The sequence below is a fragment of the Arthrospira sp. PCC 9901 genome (assembly GCF_059013425.1).
Map to the genome: position 1 here is coordinate 2,690,960 of NZ_CP102296.1, position 15,933 is coordinate 2,706,892.

Annotated in this window: 15 protein-coding genes; 6 read left to right on the forward strand and 9 right to left on the reverse strand. The window is 46.6% G+C overall.

What is annotated here, in order from left to right; all coding sequences use genetic code 11:
- Positions 1–3: 3 nt before the first annotated feature.
- From NLZ44_RS11765 to NLZ44_RS11790, 6 genes are all read right to left on the reverse strand, one after another.
- A complete protein-coding gene (locus NLZ44_RS11765; RefSeq protein ID WP_493752860.1) occupies positions 4–885 on the reverse strand; it encodes an Rpn family recombination-promoting nuclease/putative transposase in 882 nt (293 codons plus the stop codon).
- Between the two features lie 90 nt (positions 886–975).
- Positions 976–1,431 (reverse strand): hypothetical protein, encoded by a 456-nt coding sequence (locus NLZ44_RS11770; protein ID WP_493752861.1) that lies wholly within the window; start codon positions 1,429–1,431, stop codon positions 976–978.
- Entirely contained in the window at positions 1,431–2,738 is a 1,308-nt protein-coding gene (locus tag NLZ44_RS11775) for an AAA family ATPase (RefSeq protein WP_493752862.1), read from the reverse strand. Before NLZ44_RS11775 ends, NLZ44_RS11770 begins: the two co-directional genes overlap by 1 nt.
- 108 nt (positions 2,739–2,846) lie before the next feature.
- The gene (locus NLZ44_RS11780) at positions 2,847–4,091 is read right to left on the reverse strand and encodes a GIY-YIG nuclease family protein (RefSeq protein WP_493752863.1); all 1,245 of its coding nucleotides are present in this window, start codon (positions 4,089–4,091) and stop codon (positions 2,847–2,849) included.
- Complete coding sequence (locus NLZ44_RS11785; protein WP_493752864.1) at positions 4,084–4,803, reverse strand: Uma2 family endonuclease; 720 nt, start codon at positions 4,801–4,803, stop codon at positions 4,084–4,086. Before NLZ44_RS11785 ends, NLZ44_RS11780 begins: the two co-directional genes overlap by 8 nt.
- Positions 4,804–4,837: 34 nt before the next feature.
- Positions 4,838–6,886, reverse strand: a complete 2,049-nt coding sequence (locus NLZ44_RS11790) for a DEAD/DEAH box helicase (protein ID WP_493752865.1) — start codon at positions 6,884–6,886, stop codon at positions 4,838–4,840.
- 263 nt (positions 6,887–7,149) lie between these two features.
- Here NLZ44_RS11790 and NLZ44_RS11795 point away from each other — a divergent pair, with 263 nt between their 5' ends.
- Positions 7,150–8,181, forward strand: a complete 1,032-nt coding sequence (locus NLZ44_RS11795; protein WP_493752866.1) for a hypothetical protein — start codon at positions 7,150–7,152, stop codon at positions 8,179–8,181.
- A 3-nt stretch (positions 8,182–8,184) separates the two neighbouring features.
- Here NLZ44_RS11795 and NLZ44_RS11800 read toward each other — a convergent pair whose 3' ends face one another.
- Positions 8,185–9,471, reverse strand: a complete 1,287-nt coding sequence (locus tag NLZ44_RS11800) for a bifunctional folylpolyglutamate synthase/dihydrofolate synthase (protein WP_493752867.1) — start codon at positions 9,469–9,471, stop codon at positions 8,185–8,187.
- Positions 9,440–9,781, reverse strand: a complete 342-nt coding sequence (locus tag NLZ44_RS11805; RefSeq protein WP_493752868.1) for a hypothetical protein — start codon at positions 9,779–9,781, stop codon at positions 9,440–9,442. The genes NLZ44_RS11800 and NLZ44_RS11805 overlap by 32 nt, the downstream gene beginning before the upstream one ends.
- 283 nt (positions 9,782–10,064) lie before the next feature.
- Here NLZ44_RS11805 and NLZ44_RS11810 point away from each other — a divergent pair, with 283 nt between their 5' ends.
- Entirely contained in the window at positions 10,065–10,901 is an 837-nt protein-coding gene (locus tag NLZ44_RS11810; RefSeq protein ID WP_493752869.1) for a photosystem II manganese-stabilizing polypeptide, read from the forward strand.
- A 146-nt stretch (positions 10,902–11,047) separates the two neighbouring features.
- Here NLZ44_RS11810 and argB read toward each other — a convergent pair whose 3' ends face one another.
- Positions 11,048–11,941 (reverse strand): acetylglutamate kinase, encoded by an 894-nt coding sequence (argB, locus tag NLZ44_RS11815; protein WP_493752870.1) that lies wholly within the window; start codon positions 11,939–11,941, stop codon positions 11,048–11,050.
- 189 nt (positions 11,942–12,130) lie between these two features.
- On the opposite strand from argB, the gene trpB reads away from it, so the two are divergent.
- The 4 genes from trpB (at position 12,131) to NLZ44_RS11835 (ending at position 15,848) form a co-directional block, all read left to right on the forward strand.
- On the forward strand, positions 12,131–13,381 hold the full coding sequence (gene trpB, locus NLZ44_RS11820; protein ID WP_493752871.1) for a tryptophan synthase subunit beta: 1,251 nt from the start codon (positions 12,131–12,133) through the stop codon (positions 13,379–13,381).
- Positions 13,382–13,383: 2 nt separating this feature from the next.
- On the forward strand, positions 13,384–13,902 hold the full coding sequence (locus NLZ44_RS11825) for a CAP domain-containing protein (protein ID WP_493752872.1): 519 nt from the start codon (positions 13,384–13,386) through the stop codon (positions 13,900–13,902).
- A gap of 39 nt (positions 13,903–13,941) precedes the next feature.
- Positions 13,942–14,565 (forward strand): ribonuclease H-like domain-containing protein, encoded by a 624-nt coding sequence (locus NLZ44_RS11830; RefSeq protein ID WP_493752873.1) that lies wholly within the window; start codon positions 13,942–13,944, stop codon positions 14,563–14,565.
- A 212-nt stretch (positions 14,566–14,777) separates the two neighbouring features.
- On the forward strand, positions 14,778–15,848 hold the full coding sequence (locus NLZ44_RS11835; protein WP_493752874.1) for an IS4 family transposase: 1,071 nt from the start codon (positions 14,778–14,780) through the stop codon (positions 15,846–15,848).
- The last annotated feature ends 85 nt before the right edge of the window (positions 15,849–15,933 follow it).

Genomic DNA, 15,933 nt, shown 5'->3' on the forward strand with positions numbered 1-15,933 from the left:
TAGTTAATCACTAGACCTCTCCTGCCGTAAAGCTGCAATTTCCTCTAAACTTAATCCAGTGGCTTGGGCGATCGTCTCGTCATTCAGTTGACCCAATAAATTGCGAGCCGTCTCACGTTTTGCTTCTTCTCGCCCTTGTTGTCGCCCTTCTTCAATGCCTTGTTGTCGCCCTTGTTGTAGTCCCAATGCGATCGCGCCTTGTTGGTCATAAATAAACATTTCCCGCCGCTCTAACTCTTCCAATTCCTCTAGGGTTAATCCAGCTTGATTAGCAATTTCAAAGGCTTGATTGAGTTCGGGGATATCATCCATATTTTCAGGAATAGAAGAGAGCGATCGGGCAAATTTCATAAAATAAATCCATTTGTCGGTCAGGGTTTCCAGTTCGTTCAGTTCTTTGGTAAACTTCGGCAATTCCACAAAGACTAACTCCATCTCATTATCTGGGTAGTGCCAGCCTTCAAACTTCTCGCGATAGACAAAGCGGGAAATCAATTGATTTTGTCCGGGAAACATTTCAAAGTCAGTTAAGGTTAAAGCAATTACGGGTTTTAAATATCGATATCCTTGTCCCCGTTGCAGTTGAAACGCATAGGTTTTCGCCGCATTAAATACAACCCGCTTCCCAAACGAGTGCACATTCAACACCTGCATTTCAATAATTACCAATGTGCCATCATTCAACCGCGCTTTAACATCGAGATAGGTATCTTTTAAGCCTTCGAGTTGAGGGGGCAAACTAGGATCGATAATTTCTAAGTCTTGAATAGTCGAATTGCCATCATAGACCAAACCATTGAGAAAACTGATTAAGATGTTCTTGCTTTGTGGCGAACCAAAGATTTTTTTAAAAGCGTAATCGGTTTTGGGGTTAATAAATCTCATAGCCTGCCTACCCAACTCAGGTTTATGTTTGGGAACTAATTATAGCATAACTTGTGTATTTTGGAGTACCGCCTGGATAAATCCAGCCTCTTAAGGGTGGGAATCATACCCCTGAAGGTGAGTATCTAAAGACCAGATAAACACCCGCCGATTGGGAAACAAGCGCCTCGATTTTTCCCATTCTTGGATAATTGACAGATCACCCATACCCTTACCTTGTGTTGCTGAATCCGGAAAATCAGTCAACCAGAGTTGCACTTCATCCAAAGTGGGAACCTGCATCACCGTCCAAGGGGTTTCTCCGGCGATCGTCATTTTAACTTGCTCAACAAACAACTCAGCACATTGTCGGCGCAAACGACCCTCACTGATATGAGCAATATGATTTCCGGTTTCATAAACAACCGCCATTGGTAACAGCAAATGGGTTCCTTTTTCCAAAAAATCCCTAAGTTGTTCCATGACTAAGCCTCGCTCATCATTCAATTTAGGAATATTAAGAACATTACAAAAAACCGAAGTATCGACAATCGAAACATCGGCCATTAGTGAGCCTCCACCATGGAATTAAGCGAAGTCAACCAGTCTAGAGCCTGCTGTTTTTTGTTCTCATTTCCTGGATGCTGCTTGACAAAACGTTCTAACAGTCCCCGAGTCATTAAATGACCCACGGAACCCTGAGCAATCAGTTCCGGGTAATCGGGAATATCTTGCAACCGAATTAACTGACTTGACCCATCATCAGGACTGCGATAACAAAATTCAGTCTCAGGAATTGCCTCATCAGGAAGAGCATCTAATAAAGCCGGATTATGGCTACTAATGAGAATACGGAGGTTACGTTTTCGAGCAATTTCAGCCATCCGAGACAGTAAGGCACTCGCACGACTCGGGTGTACACCATTATCGATTTCTTCAATGACTACTAAACTTTCTTCCGGTGCAGAAAGTAATACTGCTGCAATGGATAAAACTCGCAGGGTTCCATCAGACAATCTGGCGGCATCATAAGGAGTTGCCACCCCTCCAAAGGTTTCAGTGAGTTGTAACATCACCTCATACCGAGGGGTTTCTAAAAAACTAATCTCCTCAATCTTCTGTTCTGGAAGACTACAAACAAAGTCTAAAACCGCCTGCTTAGAGGTTGTAGATTGACATAAATTATAAAGAACTCCCGATAAATTTTGCCCTTTCTCCCGCAAAATTAAATCCGTTTTGTGACCATAGTTTCTCATCAAGCTAGGCTCTGGTTCTAAAAACACAATTCCACTTAACCAACGGACATATTTTTCGCAAACATTCGGGATAATTTCTCTACTTTTGAGATTTTCGGGTCGAAATCGAATGGAACTTAAAAGTTGGGTAAAAACCGCCAGATGACTACTACAAACCAGGCTCGGTTTTTTGCCGCCTCTTGCAAAATTATTATAAGTCACAAAAATATCACTTCCTGCCCCTTGCGGTTCACTGGTGATTTCATACAACGGAACTTTAGAAGTTGAACTGGTAATCCGTTCTTGCATAACCTGCAAATGGTTGTCTGAACTGAGTCCGAGTTGAATCTCAAAACGTTCCCAATCGGGATGGTTTGTCAAGCCAGCTAGTTGAAATGTCTGCTTTCCTCGATATCCCAAATGTTCGACATTACCTCGAAAGAAATTATCTCCTTTTTTTTGCGGATTTCTGAGCAATCCAAGTCTTTCCCCAGTGGCAAGCCGAGATAAAAGCCGCAAGGCTTCAATAACATTACTTTTACCGGAAGCATTGGCTCCAATTAATACCGTAAGCCGCCCTAAGTGCAATGTCGCCGATTTATAACTTTTGAAATCTTTTAACTCTATTTCTGTAATCATCGTCGTTCACTCCGTTGGTGAGTTAAACTATTAAACTCTGCGGGTTCCCAAAACCCATGGGAAAATGTCCATTGTGGGAACCCAATTGCTTTTTATTACTAAAATGTGTTATGATACTCTAATAATACTCGCTGATTCCGGCTCATATTGGAATTGCTCAATGGTGCCGTCCTGGATTTTGGCGATCGCCTCTTCAATGGCATCTAATGGCACTAGAAACCACTCTCTAGGCTGGACTGGGAACTGAAAACGATCCATCAATTCCAGGTCTAATCGCGCCCTGGCGAAAAACTTATGTAGGAGAAGCTCTAGCTTTTTAGGGTGGATATTTGCCAGTTGAAAAGTGGCTACAATTTCCACATCTGCTAACAGATAGGTAGGGTCATGCTTGGCGTTAGCAATCCGCTTTTTAACATCCCCACCCGTCACGCCAATTTTATGAATAATCGACCGATTTTTGGCTATAAAAGGCTCGTCAGATAGGCTCCGCAATACATAAATATAACCCGTGATTAAATGATCATCATCTGATTTAACTTCTGGTTCGGGCTGACCGGAAAATAAAGGCCCCCAATCCCGCCGATCCAGCTTAGTGATGCGGCGGCTGGTTTTATCCTTATTTAAGGCTCGCTGAAGTGATCTAAACAGAGGATTGCTCTCCGTGCCATTATCATAAATTACCCGGAGCCTATAATTTCTCAGACCATAGTCAGTGATAAACATCTCCCCCGTCTCTGCTACCAGAACTTTTTGACCATCAAGAATAAACAAATCCCCTTGATTAATGGTGGCATAATCCTGATATTTCACGGCTTGGCGATCGCCTGTTTTTAACTGACGCTGAACTTCCTCAAAGATGGGTTTAAATTCATCAAAATTCTGGCAGGGAAACCGCTGGGCAATTTCTTCCGCCGCCTTAATTTCTTGACGCGATCGCACATGAGTTAACTGGGTGATATCATTTTCGGGAGCAGCATCAACCCCCAAAGAAGCCAAAAGCGCCGCATCAATTTGGTCTTCTTCCAGGTTTTCTGCTAAGGTAAAACTGGCATCATTTTCGAGGTTTAAAAGTCCTCGGGAGTCCAGAGTTTCAAGGAGGGCGCGACATTCCGCAGATTCCCGCAAACGTTCCAGGCGCACTGCATAGAGGCGCTCGAAAATATCCCGATCGCCCATAAGTTGAGGAAGTCTACCTTTTTCGGCAACAAAGCGATCGATTTCCTCAAACCCGGCGATAATCCGTTCTTCTCTAGGGGAATATTCGGGAGTCGCTTCCGGGGCGATATCTATCCCCAACTGTGCCAACAGTTCTAAATCTTCATCAGTGGTAGATTTGGGTGGGGATTTAGCCATTGTTTTCCTCCTGGTGTTCAGGTTCAGCAATGCTCTCCTTTTGTTCTGGCGGGTTTTGTAACTGTTGGATTAACCAATTGGCAGCAGCGGTGTTGGTTTCCGTGTTCAGCCGTTCTAGGGTTTGTTCTAAAAGGGCGATCGGCAACCCCGTCAATACTTGGGACTGGGCGATCGCTTCATAATGCCCCAATGGAGTCAAGCTAAAGGCAAAAATCCGCCGCCCTTTCACATCAACCACCCAATATTCAGAAATCCCTAAGCTGGCGTAGAGTTGCTTTTGTTCATCCAGGTCAAGGCTGAGGGTAGTATCAGCAATTTCCCCCACCAAGTCCGGCAAACGGTGGCGACGCAAGTCAATCCGGCGCGGTTCTCCGGGTTGCCATCGGGGAATATTATCACCCTTGTACAGCACTAAATCTGGCGCACAGGCGTGGGTATCCGGGCGTTCAATGACACAGCGTCCATAAGATTGCAAAACAAACTCAGGGTGTAGGAGTACCCAAACAGAGAAAATCATCGTCATCAAATCACTGGACGAGGCATGATTGGGTCCTTCTCTGTCCATATCTACCCACAACCATCCTTGATGAAATGAGATTTTTTGCCAGTCTATATCCCCGTTATCCCGGATAGCCACATAGTCTTGCCAGGTGGCGTTGTGGCGTTGGAGGATGGAGTTTGGGGGGGTGGTTTTTTCTAGGGAGAGGGTCACGGATTGTCACCTCCAGATGAACTACAAATTGATTTTAGGCATTTTTTTCCTCTATAACTTTCCGTTTTATGACAGCAATCCCTTCTGCCATGCGTTTTTCCCAAGGATCTGCGGCGGTGAGGGAAGGCAACCGGCCTTTTTCCTTTTGGAACCGCACCGCCCGTTTTGCTAACTCTCGCGCTTCTTCTAGGGAGAGATTGACTCGCTTGGCTGCGATCGCCTCTGCTACCAGTTTTAGCCGTTCTTCGCTCATGGATTTAGCCAGAATCGCATAAGCTTCCCCAAACGGATTAATCCGGTCAATCAAATCAATATCTAAATCGGTTACGGATAGGGCAAATTGCCGCACCCCATCAATTAGGGCAGTATTTTTCGTGGCTAACCCGTCCCCGTCGTTCAGGGTTTTCTTAGCTTGTTGCACCAAATTGAGAGCGGCGATCGCGTGTTGGCGGACGGCTTCGCGATCGCCTTCATCCAGGTTGGGGAATTTCTGTTTAATAATTTTACCCATCCGTAGTTGGGTGAGTTCCTCTGGTACCAATTCCTCATCAAATAGACCGCGCTCGATACTCGGCTTATCTTGGACAAAAGCCGTCACCAATTCCGTTAAATCTTCCCGACAAATGCGGGAGGCTTCCGGGCTTTTTGGTAGGGCTAAACCCTTAATTTCTAGCTGAATTTCCCCGCTTTCTGGATTAACTCCCACATTGCATCGACTCGGGTCGTAGCCACTTTCTCCATAGTCAAAGCCGGGGGTGGGTTGATTGTCCGGGCGCTTGGGTTTGAACTGAAAGCGGGGGGCTAGGACTTGTTCCATTAGCAGACTGGCTGCGATCGCCTTAATCGTATCATTCACCGCCTCTGTCACTGCCATCTCGCTGGCATCAGGTTCCGCAATCAAGTTGGTAAACCGGGCGCGGGTTTTACCCGGTGCGTCGCGGGTCGCTCGCCCAATAATTTGGACAATTTCGGTCAAACTGGAACGGTAACCAATGGTTAAAGCGTGTTCGCACCAGATCCAATCAAAGCCTTCTTTTGCCATCCCCAAGGCGATAATAATATCCACATAATCACGGCTATTTTTCTGGCTGGGGTCTTTCAACGCAGCAGCCACCTTATCCCGCTTGCTGGGGTCATCATCTACCAAGTCGGCAATCTTCAAAATCTTGCCATCAGCAGTTTTGACCTGTTGAAATCCGGTGTTCGGGTCAATGCCCTGCCATTCTCCCAATGCCTCAATAATATGTTCGACTTCGCGAATTTTGTCCTTGGTACTTTCCCGGGAATTGACATTAGGAATATGCAGAATAGTTTTCTCATGGGGATTGAGAACCCGCATAATTTCATCGGTGTAGTTACCCGAGTAAAAATAATAGCCGATGTCGAGTTGTTTTAGGTGTTCGTAGCCGTTGAGTTGTTCATAATAGGTGTATTTAACGGTCTGAAATTTGGCTTGGTCTTCCGGATGTAAAACCTCTTCCGCATCGCCCCGAAAATAAGAACCCGTCATGGCGACGATGTGGGTTTTATCGCGAGTCATCAGTTGGCGGATATGGTCCCCCAGCTTGTTGTCTGGATTAGAGGAAACATGGTGAAATTCATCAACAGCAATCAGGCGATCGTCCAACATTTCCACCCCAAATTTATCCACCGCAAAGCGGAAGGTGGCATGGGTGCAAATTAAGACTTTATCATCGCTGTCGAGAAAGGTTTTCACCGCTTCTACTTTACCGCCATCGTTGCCGGGTGCGTTGCAGAGGTTCCACCGGGGTTCAACGTGCCAATCTGCCCAAAAGCCAAACTTAGTCAGGGGTTCATCATGGAAACTAGCACCGATCGCCTTTTCCGGGACAACGACGATCGCTTGTTTCAGGTTCTGGTTTTGCAGCTTATCGAGGGCGATAAACATCAGCGCCCGACTTTTCCCAGAGGCGGGGGGAGATTTAATCAGCAGATATTGTTCTCCCCTTTTCTGGTAGGCGATCTCTTGATTATGGCGCATCCCCAGGGCGTTGGTGCGGGTAGAAGTGCCATCCTGGGCGTAGGTTACGGAAACGGAAGGAATGGCGATCGCTTGCTTCATGATAGTTCGGTGTTTCTGATTAGAGGGGGATTAACAAGTAATTTAAGGATATTTCCGGAAATATTCTTCCAGTTATGGTGGTATATTGACTCATTGTCTCACACAACAACCATGCCATTGTCCAGGTCTTCAGTTGCCGGCTCTATGGACTCAGGAAATACAAGTCTGTGATCAAAGAAGATTCGGATTTACCCACAAACAGCTTTGGCTAAGACCTGTTAATGTATAATGTTCCCGCAAGTCCATAACCATTACGCTAGTAGATGCCTGAAATTCCCCAATCTGCGACTGAACTGGCTGAGGTTCTCACCGAGTTGAGTGACCTTAATTTTGAACTCCCTGATCCGGAAGATGAGGAAGTTTCCGAGCATGAATTTGCCGATCAGGTAGACACAGCCTGGAAAGTCTGCGATCGCTTTGATTTACAAACCGAAATTTGGCGGGGACGGATTTTGCGGGCGGTTCGCGATCGCGAAAAACGAGGCGGCGAAGGTCGCGGAATGGGTTTTCTCCACTGGCTCAAACAGCGAGAAATCAGCAAAAGTCAGGCTTATGCTTTAATTGAACTGGCTAATAGCGCTGATACTCTCCTGGCTCAGGGACACCTGAACCCCGATGCTATTAACAATTTCAGTAAACGAGCTTTTATCGAAACCGCTAAATCTTCCCCAGAAGTACAGCAAATGGTTAGTGATGTGGCCTGTGCAGGCGATCGCATCACTAGACGGGAAGTCCGCCAACTCGCTGATGAATGGACCGCTATGAGTTCCGATTTGGTTCCTGATGATGTCCGGGAAAAAGCTGCTATCGGAGCAATTCCACCCCGTTATCTAGCGCCTCTGGTGCGGGAAATGGAAAAGTTGCCAGATACCCACGTTGGCGAAATTCAACGGGAAATGGTCACTAACCCTGATGTGGATACCGTGCGCCAGTTAACCTCTGATGCTCGTAGTTTAGCTAAATATCTCGATGCTGCTGCACAGGTTCAGGCTTTAAATCAGTCTTCGGTAGATCTGGAAATGGCTTTAGAAGAGGCTTTGCGGGTGGGGTGTTTGAGTACCGCTTCCGATTTGGTCAAGCAGGCTACTCAGTTGGAACAAACTATTGTTAAACTTCATAGCACTTGGCGACGAGTGGGGAGTCTCGCCGATCGCTTATATGTAGATACCGGAGCCAGTACCCCCCACTTGCGATCGCTCCTTAATTGTCTCGAACAGTTAGCGGGTCAGGTGATTGAGGTTAATCTAGGAGATAGCGACGACGGCAAAATCCGCCTCCAAATTCTCTCGGACTGAGTATTAATATCTTCCCCCACCTGATGAGACAGCTTTCAGGATATAACCTACTAAGTATAGGGAACCACACAGGACTACTAGACTATTATCTGAATTAGCTAAAGCTGTTTCTAAGCCTACAATAGGATCGCTATGGGTTTGACAAGATCCCAGTTGCGGACAGATTTGGTGGGCGAGGTGGGCGAGTTGTTCCGGTATCGCTGAACTATGATCAGGTACCGGGACTAAATGTAAGCGATCGCCAGAATGTAATAAAGCCCTGAAAATATCATCATGGTCTTTAGTCGATAACATCCCCATTACCCAGGTAATCGGACCATCAACAGTTCCCCTCTGTTGCAACTCATCCACATATTCACGCAAAGCCGCCGCCGCCGCCGGGTTATGCGCTCCATCAAGCAAAAATGAGCGATTGTCATGGCAACTTATCCATTGTAGACGACCCGGCCAGCGAGTTTTAGCGATACCCTCGACTATAGCTGTATCAGAAATCGTCCAACCCTGTTGTTTGAGAGACTCCAAAACAGCGATCGCCAAAGCTGAGTTGAGCAATTGAACTTGTCCGGGCATGGGTAAAATATATTGGCAGTTTCCATAACTAGCTACCGGGTGAAAAGGGTCAGACTTGAGCAATTGTGCTGGTTCGACCCAAGTAGTTGGACAGCCAAGAGTTAAAAGGCGATCGTTCACCACTTTTTGCGCCTCCGGCGGAAGAGGTCCCACCACCGCCGGACATCCCCGTTTAAGAATACCCGCCTTTTCCCTAGCAATATCCGCCAAAGTCGGACCAAGGCGCTGCCAATGTTCTCGACTGAGGCTAGTAATTACACTGACCAAAGGCTGATCAATCACATTAGTAGCATCCAGTCGTCCCCCTAAGCCTACCTCAATCACCGCCACATCGACTTTCTCTCTGGCAAAATAAAGCCAAGCCGCAGCCGTAATCACCTCAAATTGAGTAGGTAACAGTTCATCAGAAGAAATAGCCCCGATCACATCTTGGAGTACAATCTGCAAATCCCGATTATCTATGGGAACCCCATTGATACAAATTCTCTCAGTCCAATCGACCAAATGGGGAGAAATATAGCGCCCCACACGATATCCCGCCTCCGTCAGCACTGAGGATAAATAGGCACAGACCGACCCTTTACCGTTAGTTCCAGCAATATGCAAAACTGGGACTTGGTGGTGAGGATTATTTAACCTCACCATAAGCTCTGTAATGCGTTCTAAGCCCAGATGAACACCAAAACGTTCAAAAGACCCCAAAATTGCATCTATACTCACTGCGCCCCCTTATTGTCCGGCTCAGAGGGGTTGATAAATCCAGATTTTTCAAAATGAATCTTAGGGATTTACGGGGAATATATGGCCATCCCCCTTGGGCTTCTATTTCCCGCAGTAAATGATAAAGTTCCTGTCTGTTCTTCGGTAAAGTCTTCTGAAACACATCATCTCGGATTTGTTGGTGAAGCTGTTCTAAGGTTCGCAATAGGGATAACAGCATGAGGGTGTCATCATTAGCTTGGACGGTCAAATCCTGGATATTCTGGGTCAACAACTGCAATTGAGCCTCAAAATCAGTCTCCTGCTCCATAATTTCCTATTATGATTATGCTTGTTCACGATTTCATCATAGATCTAACCTGCTACCAATTCCGAGTCAAATCCGTAAATAAACCCAGGTAAAAACACTTAAAGCCGATAAATTTGTACTTCTGGTAACAAAAAAGTCGTAATCAGGGTAAAATGCTGTATTGGACAGCCCCCATATAAATGGGGTGGGATCAGGTGACTCGCTCAATCTAGGGAGCGGGGAGCGTCGATTCTGCCAACTAGAAAATTATGTCACATATCGATTTTGGATATTGAGGTTGAAAATGAAATATCGCGCTTTAGTGGCGACATTCTTGGCATTTTGCCTTTCGGTACTCACAGCTTGCTCTGAAAGTCCATCCGCAAAAGATCCATCATTACTAACTTATGATGATATTCGGAACACTGGTTTAGCAGTTAACTGTCCGAGTCTTCCTGAAACCGCCCGGGGTTCAATTCCCCTTGACCCAAATGCTTCCTATGAAATTACAGGCTTGTGTCTGCAACCTACTAGCTACTTTGTGAAAGAAGAACCGGCTAATAAGCGACAAGAGGCTGAGTTTGTACCAGGAAGATTGTTAACTCGCTTCACTTATAGCTTAGACCAGGTTCGCGGTCCCTTGAATTTTCAGCCAGATGGCAGCCTGAAATTTACTGAAAAAGATGGGATTGATTTTCAGCCCATTACCGTTTTACTTCCTGGTGGTGAGCAAGTGCCATTCCTATTCACTATTAAAGGGTTAGTAGCCACCAGTCAACCTGGACTGACTAGCATTAATACTTCTACCGACTTCTCCGGGGATTTTAATGTCCCTTCCTATCGGGGTTCAACTTTCCTCGATCCGAAGGCACGGGGTTTGGCTTCTGGTTATGATAATGCTGTGGCTTTACCTGCTACTGCTGACGAGGAAGATTATGTTAATGCCAATGTTAAACTTGCTGATACCAAGTTTAAGGCTGGTCATATTTCGCTACAGGTGGCTAAGGTCGATGGCGAGACTGGCGAAATTGCTGGCATTTTTGAAAGCGAACAGCCTTCTGATAATGATTTAGGTGCGAAAGAAGCTCTTGAGATGAAAATCCGTGGTGCTTTCTACGCTCGTATTGAGCCTAAAGCATAGTCAACAACCCACCACTAATGGCAGTAGCCCTAATTGACGAATTGGGGCTACGGTGCAGATGAGGCATACCGTGCAGACAAGGGTTGCCCCTTCTCCGGGGTGCGGGCTAGATAGCCCGCTATATGATTAAGTGACGGGATTGGCTATTAGTATTTAAGGTCAGAGGCTACTAACATAGAGCCAATTCCTGCGTCGGTAAAGATTTCCTGAAGCAAAGCATGGGGAAGGCGACCATCGATAATATGGGCGGCGCGTACTCCCTGGGCGAGACTCCGCACACAGCAGGTAACTTTAGGAATCATACCGCCGGCGACAATTCCTCGTTCAATCAGTCCCCTGGCTTCCTGAATATCTAACTTGGCGATTAGGGTTTCGGGTTTATGGTAGTCCTCTAAAATTCCGGCTGTGTCGGTGAGCAAAATCAATTTTTCGGCCCCTAAAGCGGCGGCGATTTCACCAGCAACAGTGTCAGCATTGATATTGTAGGCTTGACCTGTTTCATCAGATGCTACGCTGGACACTACAGGAATATAACCGCCATCAACTAAGGATTCTAGTAACTTGGTATCAATACTGGTTACCTCTCCCACAAATCCTATGCCCTCTTCACCCTGGGGACGAGCGCGGATCAGGTTAGCATCTTTACCACATAATCCTACTGCTAAACCTCCTACCTGATTGATGAGGGAGACAATTTCTTTATTGACTCGCCCCACGAGTACCATTTCGACTACATCCATTGTGGGGGCATCTGTGACCCGTAAGCCGTTTTTGAATTGGGGTTCAATTCCCAGTTTCCCTAACCAGGTATTGATTTCTGGGCCTCCACCATGTACTACCACTGGCCGAATACCAACACAGGACAGCAGCACAATATCTCGCATGACAGTATCTTTAAGGTTACTGTCTTTCATGGCTGCACCGCCATATTTAACGACAATGGTACGACCAGCAAATTTTTGGATATAGGGGAGTGCTTCGCTGAGAATTTGGACGCGAATGGTCTCGTCTATTTGGGAAAAGTCACTATGTTTGAGCATGGTAGGGCATATAAAAATCTCGCTTTTAGATTTTAGCTGCGATTCAGACAAGTATTGTGGGCTGTGTCCGACAAACTTATGTCGGAAATAGCTTTGATGTACAGACAAATATCAACTGCTAGGGCGATTGTGCAACCTGTGTCGAAGGGCTTATAATCATTGGATGTACTGAAAATTAATCCCCTGTTCATGACAACCACTCCCCTACATTCCAACTCCTCGACAAACCCCAATCCAGTAATTGACCCATCGGTGGGACGGTTTGGGCAATTTGGTGGTAAATATGTCCCGGAAACTTTAATGCCAGCTTTGGCGGAACTGGAAGCGGCTTTTAAACATTATGTGAGCGATCGCGACTTCCAAAGGGAACTAGAAGATTTACTGCGGGACTATGTAGGGCGACCGAGTCCTCTGTATTTTGCCCCCCGTTTAAGCGATCGCTATGCTAGACCTGACGGTAGCGGTCCGAAAATCTACTTAAAACGGGAAGACCTCAACCATACTGGCGCTCATAAAATTAACAACGCCCTCGCCCAAGCTCTCCTAGCCTGCAAAATGGGCAAAAAACGGATTATTGCGGAAACTGGGGCGGGTCAACATGGAGTCGCTACCGCTACGGTTTGCGCCCGCTACGGCTTAGACTGTGTAATCTATATGGGCGTACAGGATATGGAACGCCAAGCCCTGAATGTCTTTAGAATGAGGCTATTAGGGGCAGAAGTCAGACCGGTGGCAGCGGGAACCGGAACCCTGAAGGATGCCACTTCTGAGGCGATTCGGGACTGGGTGACAAACGTGGAAACTACCCACTATATCCTGGGTTCGGTAGCAGGTCCCCATCCTTACCCAATGATGGTGCGAGATTTTCATGGGGTAATTGGTCGGGAAACCCGCGCTCAGTGTTTAGAGAAATGGGGTGGTTTACCAGATATTCTGCTCGCCTGTGTTGGTGGTGGGTCTAATGCTATGGGATTGTTTCATGAGTTTGTCAATGAGTCGTCTGTGCGTCTAATTGGCGTAGAAGCAGCCGGATCTGGTGTGGAGACTGGAAAACACGCCGCCACCCTAACTCATGGGCGTGTGGGGGTTCTACATGGCGCTATGAGTTATCTATTGCAGGATGATGATGGTCAGATTATTGAAGCACATTCTATTAGCGCGGGGTTGGATTATCCGGGAGTGGGACCGGAACACAGTTATTTGAAGGATACCCAACGGGCTGAATATTACAGCGTTACTGACCGAGAGGCGGTGGATGCTTTTCAGCGTTTATCCCAGTTGGAGGGAATTATTCCGGCTTTGGAAACTTCCCATGCGATCGCTTATTTAGAAACTCTCTGTCCTCAACTAGAAGGTAGCCCTAATATTGTTCTCAATTGTTCGGGACGGGGTGATAAGGATGTGCAAACTGTAGCTAAGTTTCTCGATTCAGATATTTGACTATGACACGGAATTTAATGGCTTTGGCTTCTGTGGGAATGGGGTTAATCTTGGGTTATCATCTCCTCCCGGAAGTGGATTTTTTATCAGTTGTTAATCCCTCAAGTTCTGTGATTGCTTCTACCAGAGATATTGCTAGTTTGGAACGACAGGTTCATCAACAGGTGAATGAGTACCGCCAAAGCCGAGGTTTGTCACCTCTACAACTTGACTCTCGTATCAGTAATGAGTCTCGTCGTCATTCGGAGGATATGGCGGCGGGACGGGTTCGGTTTAGCCATGATGGTTCAAGAGAAAGGTTTGATGCGATCGGTAGTCAGATCCGCTTCCGCCAAATTGCTGAAAATCTTGCCTATAATTCTGGTTATGCTGATCCGGTAAAACCGGCGGTTAAGGGTTGGATTGATAGTCCGGGTCATCATAAAAATATGATCGGCGATTATTCTTTAACCGGAATTGGTGTGGCGAGGAATGCTAAGGGTGAGTATTATTTTACCCAGATTTTTGTCCGCCCTCAGTGATAGGATGGATGGTTAAATACACCAGAGGGGTGAGTTATTATGAATGATTTTCAGGTGTGCGATCGCGATTTGAGTGATTCTCGTCTTTCGGAGTTCATGGAAGCTGAGGCTTTGGCTATCGATACGGAAACTATGGGTTTATTACCTTGGCGCGATCGCCTCTGTTTGGTGCAAATTTGTGACCCGAAAGGACAGGTGGTGGCGATTCGGATTGAACGCGGACAAAGGGAAGCACCCAATTTAAAAACCCTTTTAGAAACTGCTAATATCCTCAAGGTTTTTCACTTCGCCCGGTTTGATGTCGCTACTTTGCGCCATAATCTGGGGATTGAAGTTAACCCAGTATTTTGTACTAAAATTGCCAGTAAATTAGCCAGGACTTATACTGGGAAACATGGCTTAAAAGATTTAATCATGGAATTGGAGGGGGTGGAATTAGATAAATCTTCTCAAAGTTCCGATTGGGGAAATGCTGCAAATTTATCGGAAAATCAGCTTAATTATGCAGCTAATGATGTGCGATATTTACTATCAGCTAAAGATAAGTTAACCCAGATGCTCAAGCGTGAGGAACGCTGGGATTTAGCCCTGGATTGTTTCCAATGTTTGCCGACTATTGTAACCTTAGATTTAATGCAGTTCGATGATATTTTTAAGCATTAGTCAATCGTGGGCTTAATTAACAGTTAAGTTAGATCATAGGTTTTAAGCTCAGTACAGGACAAAAAAGCTGAAAGTCTTAGCCAAAAGGGAATCTAGCCGAAAATTCTGAAGGGGGCGCTCCGGGCTGAGGTGAAAGTCGAGGGGTGGGGGGGTAGCGCCAAGTTGGGGTGAGAGGGTTAGATCGGAATTACCACAAACCAAACTTCCCTCTCATGAACGAGCTTAACCGATTACGAGACACTTTGCGCCCTCACTTGCCCTGGCACGGGGCGAGATTAAACTTTGTCTGCCTGTTCCTGATGGCGCTATTCCAAACAAAGACGGTTAATCTGATGGAAATAGCGACTGTATTCGCAAATCCTGTGCAAATTTCCTCAAATTACAAGCGATTACAACGTTTTTTCCGGCAATTCAAATTTGACCGGGCAGAGATGGCCCGTTTCGTCGTTAGCCTCATTGACATTCCCCAACCTTGGACTCTTAGTCTCGACCGCACCTGTTGGTCTTTCGGTCAAACCCATTTCAACATCTTGATGTTGGCAGTCGTCCACGAGGGGATTGCCTTTCCCCTGCTGTGGACGATGCTTGACAAAAAGGGCAATAGCAACAGTGGCGAACGCATGGACTTATTCGACCGCTTCGAGGCACTATTTCCTGACGTGGAGGTGGCTTGTCTGACCGCTGACCGGGAATTTGTGGGGCGAGATTGGCTCTCGTATCTTCTGATGGACCCCGAGGTTCCTTTCCGCCTACGCATCCGCCACAGCGAACTGATTAGTCCTAAATTGGGAGGAACTCGGCGTAGCGGCGAACGAATGTTTGATTCTCTGCGACCCGGAGAATTTCGCCAGCTTTCGGGTCGCCGCTGGGTTTGGGGACGGCAGGTTTACGTCATTGGCTCTCGTCTGGCTGATTTGGGGGAGTTGTTGATTCTCATCACTAACGCTTGCCCCGAAACCGCCCTTCGCGATTATGCTCGGCGTTGGGGTATTGAAAACCTCTTCGGAGCCTTGAAGACTCGGGGCTTCTGTCTCGAATCGACTCACTTTAACGACCCTGAGCGCTTGAGCCGTTTATTGGCTTTGCTCAGCCTGGCTTTGACTTGGGCTATGAAGGTGGGTTTGTGGATTCACCAAGGTTCACCCATTCCTTTGAAGGCTCACGGACGACGCTCGAAGAGTCTTTTCCGCACTGGCTTCGATTTTCTACGCCGCATTTTCTCTAATCTGCCTTTGTTTTCAGGGCGGTTTCACCAGGCTCTACAACTTTTGTCCTGTACTTAGATCCTTTAGTGCTGTAGTGGTTGATTTTGAGAAACATACCCTCCCCCTAACCGGAACAAACATTCTTAGGGACGTGACCGACGCG

Coding starts and splice junctions, on each gene's coding strand:
- argB (WP_493752870.1), bottom strand. CDS start 11,941: ATGCTCAAACATAGTGACTTTTCCCAAATAGACGAGACCATTCGCGTC.
- NLZ44_RS11830 (WP_493752873.1), top strand. CDS start 13,942: ATGAATGATTTTCAGGTGTGCGATCGCGATTTGAGTGATTCTCGTCTT.
- NLZ44_RS11775 (WP_493752862.1), bottom strand. CDS start 2,738: ATGATTACAGAAATAGAGTTAAAAGATTTCAAAAGTTATAAATCGGCG.
- trpB (WP_493752871.1), top strand. CDS start 12,131: ATGACAACCACTCCCCTACATTCCAACTCCTCGACAAACCCCAATCCA.
- NLZ44_RS11795 (WP_493752866.1), top strand. CDS start 7,150: ATGCCTGAAATTCCCCAATCTGCGACTGAACTGGCTGAGGTTCTCACC.
- NLZ44_RS11810 (WP_493752869.1), top strand. CDS start 10,065: ATGAAATATCGCGCTTTAGTGGCGACATTCTTGGCATTTTGCCTTTCG.
- NLZ44_RS11765 (WP_493752860.1), bottom strand. CDS start 885: ATGAGATTTATTAACCCCAAAACCGATTACGCTTTTAAAAAAATCTTT.
- NLZ44_RS11835 (WP_493752874.1), top strand. CDS start 14,778: ATGAACGAGCTTAACCGATTACGAGACACTTTGCGCCCTCACTTGCCC.
- NLZ44_RS11825 (WP_493752872.1), top strand. CDS start 13,384: ATGACACGGAATTTAATGGCTTTGGCTTCTGTGGGAATGGGGTTAATC.
- NLZ44_RS11780 (WP_493752863.1), bottom strand. CDS start 4,091: ATGGCTAAATCCCCACCCAAATCTACCACTGATGAAGATTTAGAACTG.
- NLZ44_RS11790 (WP_493752865.1), bottom strand. CDS start 6,886: ATGAAGCAAGCGATCGCCATTCCTTCCGTTTCCGTAACCTACGCCCAG.
- NLZ44_RS11770 (WP_493752861.1), bottom strand. CDS start 1,431: ATGGCCGATGTTTCGATTGTCGATACTTCGGTTTTTTGTAATGTTCTT.
- NLZ44_RS11805 (WP_493752868.1), bottom strand. CDS start 9,781: ATGGAGCAGGAGACTGATTTTGAGGCTCAATTGCAGTTGTTGACCCAG.